General features: G+C 54.8%; 8 protein-coding genes. 2 read left to right on the forward strand and 6 right to left on the reverse strand.

From position 1 onward, the window contains the following. Positions 1 to 8: 8 nt before the first annotated feature. Positions 9 to 908 (forward strand): DUF1853 family protein, encoded by a 900-nt coding sequence (locus tag AC222A_RS07340; RefSeq protein WP_372796568.1) that lies wholly within the window; start codon positions 9 to 11, stop codon positions 906 to 908. A gap of 80 nt (positions 909 to 988) precedes the next feature. Here AC222A_RS07340 and secF read toward each other — a convergent pair whose 3' ends face one another. The 3 genes from secF to purL all read right to left on the reverse strand — a co-directional run bounded on the left by secF (position 989) and on the right by purL (position 7,784). Beyond that, positions 989 to 1,906: a protein translocase subunit SecF gene (gene secF / locus AC222A_RS07345; protein WP_486774807.1), complete on the reverse strand. Its 918-nt coding sequence runs from the start codon at positions 1,904 to 1,906 to the stop codon at positions 989 to 991. A gap of 8 nt (positions 1,907 to 1,914) precedes the next feature. Further along, on the reverse strand, positions 1,915 to 3,780 hold the full coding sequence (secD, locus tag AC222A_RS07350; protein ID WP_372758992.1) for a protein translocase subunit SecD: 1,866 nt from the start codon (positions 3,778 to 3,780) through the stop codon (positions 1,915 to 1,917). A gap of 113 nt (positions 3,781 to 3,893) precedes the next feature. Next, positions 3,894 to 7,784 carry a phosphoribosylformylglycinamidine synthase gene (gene purL, locus AC222A_RS07355; RefSeq protein ID WP_486774808.1) on the reverse strand — a complete coding sequence of 1,297 codons (3,891 nt, stop codon included), beginning with the start codon at positions 7,782 to 7,784 and terminating at the stop codon, positions 3,894 to 3,896. A gap of 157 nt (positions 7,785 to 7,941) precedes the next feature. Here purL and mltF point away from each other — a divergent pair, with 157 nt between their 5' ends. After that, the gene (gene mltF, locus AC222A_RS07360; protein WP_372749412.1) at positions 7,942 to 9,363 is read left to right on the forward strand and encodes a membrane-bound lytic murein transglycosylase MltF; all 1,422 of its coding nucleotides are present in this window, start codon (positions 7,942 to 7,944) and stop codon (positions 9,361 to 9,363) included. 60 nt (positions 9,364 to 9,423) lie between these two features. Here the strand turns inward: mltF and tadA are convergent, their stop codons facing one another. The 3 genes from tadA to guaB all read right to left on the reverse strand — a co-directional run bounded on the left by tadA (position 9,424) and on the right by guaB (position 13,028). Next, on the reverse strand, positions 9,424 to 9,879 hold the full coding sequence (gene tadA / locus AC222A_RS07365; RefSeq protein WP_372781723.1) for a tRNA adenosine(34) deaminase TadA: 456 nt from the start codon (positions 9,877 to 9,879) through the stop codon (positions 9,424 to 9,426). Positions 9,880 to 9,882: 3 nt separating this feature from the next. Continuing rightward, positions 9,883 to 11,454: a glutamine-hydrolyzing GMP synthase gene (gene guaA, locus AC222A_RS07370; RefSeq protein ID WP_372749410.1), complete on the reverse strand. Its 1,572-nt coding sequence runs from the start codon at positions 11,452 to 11,454 to the stop codon at positions 9,883 to 9,885. A gap of 104 nt (positions 11,455 to 11,558) precedes the next feature. Continuing rightward, positions 11,559 to 13,028, reverse strand: a complete 1,470-nt coding sequence (guaB, locus tag AC222A_RS07375; RefSeq protein ID WP_372758487.1) for an IMP dehydrogenase — start codon at positions 13,026 to 13,028, stop codon at positions 11,559 to 11,561. Between the last annotated feature and the right edge of the window lie 30 nt (positions 13,029 to 13,058).

Genomic DNA, 13,058 nt, shown 5'->3' on the forward strand with positions numbered 1-13,058 from the left:
ATCGCACTATGACAGACTTTATTCATTCTCTTCAGCACCCGCGGGTGCGGCAACTGGCCTGGATATGCTTTTCAGAACCGCTGATTGCCAACTTCAGCGGCTTGACGGACGATTCGCCGCACAAGGTTACCGCACCTGCATTTCAACTGCACGAAGGCCGGCGCCAGTGGCTGCGTTCGCTCGATCAGGAACCCGGCCCGCTGCTCGATTACATAGACGAGCACTGCAAGTCGCGACGACTCGGACTGATTTTTGAAAGTTATTGGCATTTCTTCCTGAAAGAAGACCCTGACACGACGCTGCTCGCCCACAATCTACCCGTGCGCGACGAAGGCCGCACGCTGGGTGAATTTGACGTTCTTTACCATTGCCATCGCCGCGACCAGTCTATTCATCTGGAATTGGCGATAAAGTTTTTTATGGCCACACTGTCCCCGCTCGCCCCCGGCAATGCGCTGAGCTACTGGCTGGGACCCAACAGCCGAGACCGACTTGATATCAAATGGGCCCGTATGGCATCACATCAGCTTGCACTGCCACACCGCTCTGCCAGCCGCGCCGTGCTGAGCAACTTGGGTATCAACTCGCTGGCGCAAGAAGTGGCCATTAAGGGCTGGCTGTTTCATCACGCCTCTGGCACTCCCCTACACCCCAATATTCATCCTGAGCACCCTCGCGGCTTCTGGCAACATCGTTCAGATTTTTTACAGCAGGAAAATCGCGCCTCTTGGCGCTATTTAAGCAAACCCGCCTGGCTAGGCGACCGCGATGACAGTGACAAGTTGACCGACAAGCACCTAGCGCTGGGGGCCGAACGACCGGTGATGGTATTGAGCGACAATGGAGAGCGGCGAATGATTGCACCAGACAGCTGGCCAGCATCAGTCCTGGGGAATGATTCGGATTGAGCGAAAATTTTCTTCGTCTGCGGCCCACAGACTCCTACGCGATGGACGTCGCATAAGAGCCTGGGGGTTTCAGAACTGCACTAAGGCAGATCGTCGATGGGCTCGCCTTCTTTCTCCGGAATAATCAGATCTTCCTGGGAAATGCCCATGGCCAACATAAAGTTTGCTGCTACATACATGGAAGAGTAGGTGCCCACCACGATGCCGATGATCAAGGCTTCTGCGAAGCTGCGGATCATCTCGCCGCCGACAAAAAACAGCGCCAACAACACCAGTAAGGTGGTTAACGAGGTTACCAAGGTTCGGCCCAGGGTCTCTGTTAGCGATACGTTGAGCACGTCTATTGACGGTATTTTCCGCAACTTGCGGAAATTTTCGCGAATGCGGTCCGACACAACAATCGTGTCATTGAGCGAGTAACCGATAACAGCCAATAGAGCCGCCAAGACCGTCAGATCGAAGTCGATACTGAACAAGGAAAACGCACCCAGCACAATAATCACGTCGTGCACCAGCGCAATAACCGCCCCGGCAGCAAACTTGAACTGAAAGCGCATGGAGATATAGATCAACACCACGATCAGTGCGAGCAGGATAGCCAGACCGCCCTGTTCACGTAACTCCTCACCCACTTGCGGGCCAACAAACTCGATCCGCCGGAGCTCGACGCCCACCCCCGCAGCATCTGTGAGCACCCCGAGAATGGTCTCTCCCAACTCGGGGCTCATACCCTGCGGCACGCGCACCAGTACGTCGGTGTCCGAGCCGAAAAACACAACGACAGCATCAGCATAGCCGGCATCAGCGAGTGTTTGGCGGATGCTGGAAAGCGGTTGCGCTTCGTCGTAAACAACTTCTACAAGGGTACCCCCAGTAAAGTCGAGGCCAAAGTTCAGACCTTTTCCAATTAAGGATCCGATTGATATCAATATCAGTGCAATAGAAAACGCCGCCGCAATTTTGCGGGCGCCCATAAAATTGATCACTTTATCCGTCATGACTAACCTCAGATCGCCAGTTTATTAACACGGCGACCGCCGTATATCAGGTTGATGATGGAGCGAGTGCCCATGAGAGCCGTGAACATCGAGGTAATAATCCCGATAGACAGGGTCACCGCAAAGCCTTTAACCGGCCCCGTACCCACAGCATAAAGAATAATCGCCACCAGCAAGGTAGTGATATTGGCATCCATGATCGTCACAAAGGCACGATCAAAGCCGGCTGAAATGGCCTGCTGCGGTGACGCCCTGTTAGCCAGTTCTTCGCGAATTCTGGCAAAAATAAGCACGTTGGCATCCACCGCCATACCCACCGTTAATACAATCCCGGCGATACCCGGCAAAGTCAATGTAGCTGACAATATCGACATCACCGCAATCAGCAACACGATATTGACCGACAGGGCTATCACAGCGGCTACGCCGAACACTCGGTAATACAACAACATGAACGCAGCAACCAGCGCCAGACCAATCTGCACTGACAGCACACCCTGTTTAATATTTTCGGCGCCCAGTGACGGCCCAACCGTACGCTCTTCAACAAAATCGATCGGCGCTGCCAGCGCACCAGCGCGCAGCAGCAGTGCCAACTCCGCTGCTTCTGCTGGGCTGTCCAGTCCGGTAATACGAAACTGAACACCCAACGCATCGCGAATGGTCGCAAGACTGATTATGCGCTTTTCATCGTATGGCGTTTTTATAACTTTCTCTTCGCCGGACGCTGTCTCAACATAGGTCGTGCGCGTTTTGCGCTCAATAAACAGCACCCCCAGACGGCGATTGATATTGTGGCGCGTTATCCTGTGCATCAGGGTGCCGCCTTCGCTGTCCAGCGTGATATTTACCTGCGCCTGTCCAGTTTGCTGATCAAACCCAGCCTGGGCATTGGACACTCGTTCGCCCGTGATAACGATATCCTTTTCCAACCAGGCACCGGCATCGCCATAGCGGTCAGAACGGAACTCGAAGTACTGACGGTCAGACGCTGGCGCGTCATAACGTGCTTCTAAGCGAAATTCCAGATTCGCTGTTTTACCCAGAATCCGTTTGGCTTCCGCGGTATCCTGGATACCCGGCAATTCAACCACAATGCGGCTTTTGCCCTGGCGCTGAACCAAAGGCTCGGAAACCCCCAGTTCATTGACTCGATTACGCAGGGTCGTCAGGTTCTGCTCCACTGCGTAATTTTCAATTTCTTTACGGGTTTGCTCGCCAATAACAGCACGCAGAAAGTAATCCTCACCCTCTTCCGTTTTGGTGACCTGAAGCTCGGCGTATTCATCTCGAATTACTCGCGCTGCGCGGTCTCGCAGCTCTTCGCTCTTGAACCGGCCTTCTATAGCACCGTTGTCCTGCAACTGCACCAGTCCGCGAATACGCTCTTGGCGAAGTGCGCGTTTGATTCCCGTACTGTAGAACTCCTGACGCCCGACTATCGCGCTGTCGGTATCCACTTCCAGCAGAAAATGCACACCACCACTAAGATCCAGGCCCAGCTTCATGGGCTGGCCGCCCCACGCGGTGAGCCAATCCGGTGTGGTAGGTGCCAGATTCAACGCAACGATAAAGCCGTCACCCAGAGCACGTTGGATCAGTCGCTGAGCGGTAAGCTGCTGCTCGCGATCTTTAAGCCGCACCAGCGCCGAATTACCTTTTTCCGAGATGGATTCCCCGAAATGCTCAATACCTTCGGCTTCCAGCGCCTTGGTCACTTTCTGCAGTTCAACTTCACTGATGATGGCGCCACCACTTTCACCTGAAATCTGAATTGCCGGATCGGGGCTGTAAAGGTTGGGGGCGGCATAAAACAGCCCAAACGCCACGATCACCAGTATCAGTGCGTTTTTCCACCAGGGGTACTTGTTCATTTAATCCTGTCCACCGTTATTGTCGGCCCCAAATAGGGCCTGTGTTCTGGCCAGTGCCTGCTAAAAGCGAGCGAGTATAACAAGCACTGGCGTAGATTGCTGTTGCAGAGAAGTTACCCGAGCCAGACGCGAGCGTTGCGGAACAGACGCAGCCAGGCGCCGTCTTCCTGCCAGTCATCCGGATACCAGGAGTTGGTCACTGCACGAAATACCCGCTCTGGATGCGGCATCATGATAGTGACACGACCATCTTCGGAACACAGCCCAGTCAGCCCCTCAGGAGAACCGTTCGGGTTTGCCGGATAGACCTCAGTGGCTGCCAGTTGTGTATCCACAAAGCGCATAGCCAGCGTGCCGCTGTCGAAACACTGCTGCTGATGCTCGACCGAGCGGAACTCTGCCCGACCTTCGCCGTGGGCCACCGCCACCGGCATGTGAGAACCCGCCATGCCGGCGAGCACAATAGAGGGTGATGACTCAACTTTAACCAGCGAAAAACGCGCCTCAAATTGCTCTGAGCGATTACGTACAAAACGCGGCCAGTGCGCAGCACCAGGGATAAGGTCACGCAGGTTGGACATCATCTGACAGCCATTGCACACCCCCAGCGAGAACGTGTCTTCGCGGGTAAAATACGCTTCAAATTCATCACGCGCGCGATTGTTGAAGAGAATGGTTTTGGCCCAGCCTTCACCTGCGCCAAGTACGTCGCCATAGGAGAAACCACCACAGGCGGCAAGCCCTTTGAAGTCCGCCAGCGATACTCTGCCGCTGAGAATATCACTCATATGCACATCAACCGCGGTAAAGCCAGCGCGATCAAAGGCCGCAGCCATTTCCATCTGCCCGTTGACACCCTGCTCACGCAGAATAGCTACTTTGGGCTTAGCCCCCCGCTGGATAAAGGGTGCAGCGATATCCTCGTTGATATCATAGGTAAGCTTCACACTCAGACCTGGGTCATCCGTCAGCAAGGCGTCATACTCCTGCTGGGCACACTCCGGGTTGTCGCGTAGCGACTGAATCGCATAGCTGGTTTGCGACCACAAACGCTGACAATACGAACGCGGCTTATCAAATAACACCTCAGCAAAGCGGCGAATGCGTAGGGAATCACCCGTTTCCGGTTTGCCAATTTCAACCACCTGCTGTGCCAGCCCAAAGTCGGCAAACACCGCCTTAACCGCATCGATGTCACCGCGACGAACCTGCAGCACCGCGCCCGGCTCCTCGGAATACAGCACCGCCAGGCTTGGCCCTTCCAACGCAGAGAGGTCAACATCCAACCCGCAATGTCCAGCAAAGGCCATTTCCGCTAGCGTCACAAACAAACCGCCGTCTGAACGATCGTGGTAGGCCAACAGCTTGTCTTCAGCCAACAGCGACTGAACCGCGTTAAAGAAGCCCTTAAGTTGCTCAGCACTGTCAAGGTCAGCCGGCTCATCGCCAATCTGGTTATAAACCTGCGCAAGACAGGACGCGCCCAGGCGATGCTTGCCATTGCCCAAATCCACCAGCAATAGACAGGTATCTTCAGCCAGCGCTTTGAGCTGCGGGGTAACCGTTTTGCGAACATCGAGCACTGGCGAGAAGGCTGAGATAATCAGAGACATTGGCGCGGTAACGGCTTTCTCTTCATCACCTTCATTCCAGACCGTGCGCATGGACATGGAATCTTTACCCACGGGAACCGTGATCCCGAGCTGCGGACACAATTCCATACCCACTGCACGCACGGTGTCGTAGAGTCGTTCATCTTCGCCAGGGTGACCCGCCGCACACATCCAGTTAGCCGACAGTTTGATGTCGGACAGCTGGCCAATCCGGGTAGATGCAATATTGGTAATGGCTTCAGCAATGGCCATTCGACCGGATGCCGGGCTGTCAATCAGCGCCATTGGCGTGCGCTCACCCATTGCCATCGCCTCACCCGCATAGCTGTCATATGACACGGTGGTAACCGCACAATCCGCTACCGGCACTTGCCAGGGGCCGACCAGCTGATCACGGTGCACCTGACCGGTTACCGAGCGATCGCCAATAGTGATCAGAAATTGTTTACTACCGACGGTAGGCAAGCGCAACAGCCGCTCTGCGGCTTCTTCCAGATCAACGCCTTCCAGATCCAGCGTGGGCTTGGCAAACTTTGCTCTCTGTACCTCCCGATGCATTTTCGGCGGCTTACCAAACAATACCGACATCGGTAGATCTACCGGATTATTTTCGAAGTGCGTGTCGCCAACACGTAGGTGTTTCTCGTCTGTTGCCTCGCCTACCACGGCATAGGGACAACGTTCGCGCTCGCAGATGGCTTCAAATGTGGCCATGTCTTGCGGATTGATGGCAAGTACATAGCGCTCCTGGGATTCGTTGCACCAGATTTCCAGCGGCGACATACCCGGTTCTGCATTGGGCACGTTCCGGATATCAAAGGTGCCGCCCGTGCCGCCGTCTTTGACTAGCTCCGGAAAGGCATTAGACAGGCCGCCTGCACCCACATCATGAATAAAGGCTATGGGGTTTTGCTCACCACGAGACCAGCAGCGGTCGATAACTTCCTGGCAACGACGCTCAATTTCCGGGTTCTGACGCTGCACCGAGGCAAAATCCAGATCTTCGCTGGAGGCCCCGCTGCTCATGGAAGACGCCGCGCCACCACCCAAGCCAATCAGCATCGCAGGCCCACCTAGAACCACCAGTTTGGCACCAGCTGAAAACGGGGGCTTATCCACGTGTTCGGCTTTGATATTACCGTAGCCACCGGCAATCATGATGGGCTTATGGTAACCGCGCCGCTCCTCGCCGTTAGGGCCAGCAACCGTTTCTTCGTATGTACGGAAGTAACCACAGATATTTGGACGGCCAAATTCATTGTTAAACGCGGCGCCGCCAATAGGCCCTTCCACCATAATATCCAGCGCTGAAACTATTCGACCGGGTTTGCCGTAATCCTGCTCCCAGGGTTGGGTTGCACCAGGCAACTGCAGATTGGAAACGGTAAAGCCCGTCAATCCCACTTTGGGTTTAGAGCCACGACCGACTGCACCCTCATCGCGAATTTCACCGCCACTGCCCGTTCCCGCCCCCGGGAATGGCGCTATTGCAGTAGGATGATTATGGGTTTCCACCTTCATCAGCAGATGAATATCTTCCTGATGGTAGCGATACTCAAAATTGTCCGCCTCGGGGTAGAAACGGCCAGCCTTGGTGCCCGTCACCACGGCTGCGTTATCCGCATAGGCGCTGAGCACATTTTCTCCGCCCAGTTCATGCGTATTTTTGATCATTTTGAACAGGGAGTAGGCCTGCTCTTCGCCGTCTATACTCCAGCTGGCGTTAAAAATCTTGTGGCGACAGTGTTCCGAGTTGGCCTGGGCGAACATCATCAATTCAACGTCAGTGGGGTCACGCTGCAATCCGCTGAAAGCCTCCAGCAGATAATCAATTTCGTCGTCCGCCAACGCCAGCCCAAGGCTTGTGTTGGCCTGCTCCAATGCCTCACGCCCACTAGCCAGCACAGGCACAGTTGCCAGCGGTGCAGGCGCCTGCTGCTGAAAAAGCACCTCGGCCTGTTCCGGCGTGGCAAACACCGTTTCAACCATACGATCGTGAAGCGCGGCGCGCACCGCTTGCAGCTGCTCTTCAGTGGGCGATTCGCTGAACAACAGCCGATATTCCACCCCCCGCTCCAGACGCTGAATTTTGTTCAACCCGGCATTGCGGGCTATATCAGTCGCCTTGCTCGACCATGGGGAGATAGTGCCTACCCGCGGCGTCACAACAACACTGAGGCCGTCCACCGATTCCTGCTCCAGCGAGGGCCCGTAATGCAACAGCTGGTCCAGCACCGCCTTCTCATCCTCTGTGAGCGCACCATCGACAGCCGCCAGATGAACAAAATTAGCTGACAGCGCCCGCAGATCGGGTACGATGTCATGCAGCGTCAATTTGAGCTTTTCCAGCCGGAAGTCGGAAAGCGCCGGGGAGCCGGGAAGTATCAGCATGCTGGGAGAGTGCCTTGTGTGAGCTAAAATTGAGCGGCGTATTGTAATCGATTTGGCGGCGAATTTTTATCGAAATCCACCACTTGCACCGGACGACAAATCTGGCGCCTAAACCCCGCCAAGGCTAGAATTGTGACAAATTACCGCTGAGCATGTTGTGAACAGACTCCCGACCCTAGTTACCCTACTGTTTAGCCTGTTGCTGGCCGCCTGCCAGGAGCAGGACAGCCTGGATCATATCCAGAAGGAAGGCGTCCTCAAGGTAGTGACCCGCAATGGCCCCACCACCTACTACGAAAACCGCGGCACCGGCACCGGCTTCGAGTACGTTCTGGCCAATATGTTTGCTGACTACCTGGGTGTAGAGCTTAAAGTAACCCCGGTATACGGCATCGACGACCTGTTTCTGCGCCTAGAGAAGGGACGCAGCCATATTGCGGCTGCAAGCCTCACCCCCTCTCAGGAGCGAAGCCTGCACTTCGAATACGGCCCTACCTACATGAAAGTACGGCAGTTTGTCATTTATCGAAGGGGCATTGCCTACGCTGATTCGGTAGAAGACCTCATTGGACGCAAACTGCAGGTCATGCAGGGCAGCACCCAGGAAGAAACCCTCAAAGAACTCCGGGAAGAGTATCCAGAGCTCACTTGGGAATCGCCTCCAAAACTCGAAACGGCTGACCTGCTGGAATTGCTTGAGAATGGCGACATCGAATTCACCGTCATCGACTCCAATGAGTATATCGCCAATAAAGGCTTTTACCCCCAACTCCGCGTCGCCTTCTCTATCGGTGAACCCAGCGCTCTCGCGTGGGCACTGACGAGCAAGTACGACAACACCCGCCTGCAAAAAAAACTGGATGCTTTTTTTGAGAAGATCCGCGGCAGCGGTGCTCTCGCCAGTTTGGTGGAACGCTTTTATGGCCACAATGAAAGCAATACCCAGATTAACTCGCAGACCTTTGTTGAAGCGGTAGAGTTGAGACTCCCGGAATACAAGGATCTGATTGAACAGGTTGCACTAGAATACGAAATCGACTGGCGCCTGCTGGCCGCCATGAGCTATCAAGAGTCCTACTGGAATCCGCGAGCAGTTTCACCCACCGGGGTTAAAGGCATGATGATGCTGACCCGACGCACGGCCAAAGAGATGGGTGTCAAATACCGATTCGACGCCCGCCAGAGCCTGCGCGGCGGAGCCCGTTACTACAAGAAAATCTACCAACTGCTCGATGATACGATTCCCGAGCCAGACCGCAGCTGGTTCGCGCTGGCGTCCTACAATATCGGCCGCGGCCACCTTGAAGACGCCCGCACGCTCACCAAAAAACAGGGCGGCAACCCCAATCTGTGGACCGATGTAAAAGAGCGCCTGCCTTTACTGCGTCAACGCAAATACTTCAGTAAAACACGCTATGGCTTCGCCCGTGGTGACGAAGCCGTGCACTACGTACAGAATATCCGCCACTACTACAGCCTGCTTACCTGGACAGAAATAAGCAAGGTGCGGGTACCGCCACCCAAAGTCGCAGAAGACCTGCTTCCGCCCGCTTTAGCGCCATTTTACAAGGCACTGTGATCAGACACACACCCTTGAGTAATCACTAATCTTGAAAGAACTGGGATTGCGACGTGGAGCTCAGCGCCGCTTATTGGCAAAAAAATCGCTCATCAGCGTCGCGCACTCTTCAGCCAGTACACCGCCCTCCACCTCCATCCGATGGTTATAAAACGGTTGCGACAAAATCTGCAACTGACTGGCAACCGCGCCCGCTCGAGGTTCCGGGGCACCATACACCAGACGGCTGACACGCGCGTGAATCAACGAACCGGCGCACATGGTGCATGGCTCAACAGTGACATAAAGGGTTGTGCCGGGTAACCGGTAATTACTCACCGCCTTTGCTGCATTGCGCAGCACAACCACTTCAGCGTGCGCAGTGGGGTCATTGCTGCTGATTGGCTGATTAAAACCTTCTGCCAATAGCTCACCGCCGCGAACCAGCACGGCCCCCACCGGCACCTCACCCAGACGCTCCGCTTCACGTGCCAGCGCTAGGGCATGGCGCATCCACTTTTCGTCATCGGCGAGCACCGATTACTCCCATTCAATGGTAGCTGGCGGCTTACTGGAAACGTCATACGTTACGCGCGAGACACCGGATATTTCATTGATAATCCGGTTGGAGACAGTCTCCAACAGCTCGTATGGCAGGTGAGCCCAACGAGCAGTCATGAAGTCGATGGTTTCTACGGCGCGCAGCGCTATAACATATTCGTAGCGGCGCTGGTCGCCTACCACCCCTACCGATTTTACCGGCAGGAATACGGCAAAGGCCTGGCTGGTTTTGTGGTACCAATCAGCCTTGTGCAGCTCTTCAATAAAGATAGCGTCGGCCTCGCGCAACAGGTCGGCGTATTCTTTTTTAACTTCACCCAGAATGCGTACACCCAAACCAGGCCCCGGGAAGGGATGACGATAGACCATGTCATACGGCAGGCCCAGTTCCAAACCGATCTTGCGCACCTCATCCTTGAATAGTTCGCGCAGCGGCTCTACCAATTCAAAACGCATGTCATCTGGCAGACCACCCACATTGTGGTGGGATTTGATCACATGGGCCTTACCGGTTTTGGCTGCAGCCGACTCAATGACATCCGGATAAATGGTGCCCTGCGCCAGAAAATCCACATCTTTCAGCTTCTGGGCTTCTTCATCGAAGATCTCAATGAAGGTATTGCCGATAACTTTGCGTTTCTGCTCAGGGTCATTGATGCCTTGCAAGCGCGATAGGAAGACTTCAACTGCATCAGCGCGAATTACCCGCACACCCATGTTTTCGGCAAACATGGTCATCACTTGATCGCCTTCGTTTTTACGCAGCAGGCCATTATCCACAAACACACAAGTCAGCTGATCGCCGATAGCGCGATGCAAGAGCGCCGCCACTACCGAACTGTCTACACCGCCGGACAGCCCCAGCAATACTTTACGATCACCAACCTGTTTACGTACCCGCTCAATACCATCGTTAATGATGTTCTCTGCGGTCCACAGAGCCTCGCATCCGCAAATATTCAGCAAGAAGTGCTCAAATATACGCTTGCCCTGCAACGTATGCGTCACCTCCGGGTGAAATTGCACACCATAGAATTTCCGGGCTTCATTCACCATACCGGCTATAGGACACGATGGTGTTTCGGCCATGACGGAAAACCCTTGCGGCAGGGTCACAACCTTGTCGCCATGACTCATCCACACATCGAGCTGAGCGCGAGAACCCTCCATGTGATCTGCAATATCTTGCAGCAGGCTACCGGGCTCATTGACCGATACTCGCGCGTAACCAAACTCGCGAATCGTAGACGACTCAACCTTGCCGCCTAATTGCTCAGCCATGGTTTGCATGCCGTAACAGATGCCCAGCACCGGCACATCCAGTTCAAACACAACCTGCGGCGCACGCGGCGACTGACCGGCGGTTACCGACTCAGGCCCCCCTGCCAGAATGATGCCTTTTGCATTAAACGCACGGATATCCTCTTCCGGCATATCAAAGGCATGGATCTCACAGTACACACCGATTTCGCGTACACGACGTGCAATAAGCTGGGTGTACTGGGAACCGAAATCTAGAACCAGAATACGGTGAGAATGGATGTTTTGCATGCTTGTGTCTCTGATCTGAAAAGAGAAACGGGGCCTGCGCCCCGTGTCGACAATACCTGTGGCTTTTCGGCGAGAGCGAGCAGCACTCACTCTCGCGATCAGCCTTACCCGCGCGGGTAGTTAGGTGCTTCCTTGGTGATACTCACGTCATGCACATGACTTTCGTTCATACCGGCAGACGTCACCCGGGTAAACTGAGGCCGGGTACGCATGGTGTCGATATCAATACTGCCGGTGTAACCCATGGCAGAACGCAGCCCACCCATCAACTGATGGACAATGGCAGACAGTGACCCTTTAAAGGGAACACGGCCTTCAATACCTTCTGGAACCAGCTTCTCCACGCCTTCTTCTGCACTTTGGAAATAGCGATCGCTGGATCCCTGGGTTTTAGCCATGGCGCCCATTGAACCCATGCCACGGTAGGATTTGTAAGTACGCCCCTGATAAAGCTCCACTTCGCCTGGAGCTTCTTCTGTACCGGCAAACATGGAACCCATCATCACCGCGTGCGCACCGGCTGCAACAGCCTTGGAGATATCGCCAGAGTAACGAATACCACCATCGGCGATGACCGGCACATCGGTTCCCTGCAGGGCCTCCACGACATTGGCAATCGCCGAAATCTGAGGCACGCCAATACCGGTGACAATCCGGGTAGTACAGATTGAGCCCGGTCCAATGCCCACTTTCACGCCATCGGCACCTGCTTCCAACAGAGCCTTGGCCGCTTCTGCGGTCGCGATATTGCCACCAATCACGTCGATCTGCGGATATTGCTGCTTGATCATAGATACCCGCTTGAGCACATTACGGGAATGCCCGTGAGCGGTATCGACCACCAGCACATCCACCCCAGCCTCGACCAGTGCGGCAACCCGATCATCGGTATCGGCACTGGTGCCTACGGAGGCTCCGACACGCAGCTGACCGGACGCATCCTTACAAGCGTGAGGATAGGTCTGGGCATTGTTCATATCCTTGACGGTAATCATGCCGCGCAGCTTAAAGGCATCATTGACCACCAGGACCTTTTCGATACGATTGCGGTGCAGCAATTCACGCACCAAGGCCATATCGGCGCCTTCCTGCACCGTTACCAGCTTATCTTTTGGCGTCATGATCGCCGACACGAGCTTGCTCGGGTCTTCCTCAAAACGAACATCGCGACTGGTCACAATACCCACCAGCTCGCCTTTGTCCATGACCGGCAGGCCGGAGATCTTGTTTTTACGTCGCAGCTCAATCAGATCCGCCAATGTGGCATTGGCATCAATGGTGATAGGGTCTTTCACCACACCACTTTCGTGCTTTTTGACCGCACGTACTTCTGCGGCCTGCTGCTCGATCGTCATGCTTTTGTGGATAATGCCAATACCCCCTTCCTGAGCAAGCGCAATGGCGAGACGGCTTTCGGTCACCGTATCCATTGCTGCAGACAGCAGGGGAATGTTCAATTCAATATTACGGCTCAGACGAGTCCGCAGGCTCACATCCTTAGCGGTAACCTCGGAGTAGCCTGGCAGTAGGAGTACATCGTCAAAAGTGAGGGCTTCTTGTGCGATTCGCAGCATAGCTTCTTCCGGTGATCGCGAGTTAATCGG

The sequence above is a fragment of the Litorivivens sp. genome (genome assembly GCF_057445395.1).

Excerpts from the sequence above, each read along its gene's own strand:
- AC222A_RS07340 (WP_372796568.1), top strand. The coding sequence starts at position 9 with ATGACAGACTTTATTCATTCTCTTCAGCACCCGCGGGTGCGGCAACTG.
- secF (WP_486774807.1), bottom strand. The coding sequence starts at position 1,906 with ATGACGGATAAAGTGATCAATTTTATGGGCGCCCGCAAAATTGCGGCG.
- secD (WP_372758992.1), bottom strand. The coding sequence starts at position 3,780 with ATGAACAAGTACCCCTGGTGGAAAAACGCACTGATACTGGTGATCGTG.
- purL (WP_486774808.1), bottom strand. The coding sequence starts at position 7,784 with ATGCTGATACTTCCCGGCTCCCCGGCGCTTTCCGACTTCCGGCTGGAA.
- guaA (WP_372749410.1), bottom strand. The coding sequence starts at position 11,454 with ATGCAAAACATCCATTCTCACCGTATTCTGGTTCTAGATTTCGGTTCC.
- guaB (WP_372758487.1), bottom strand. The coding sequence starts at position 13,028 with ATGCTGCGAATCGCACAAGAAGCCCTCACTTTTGACGATGTACTCCTA.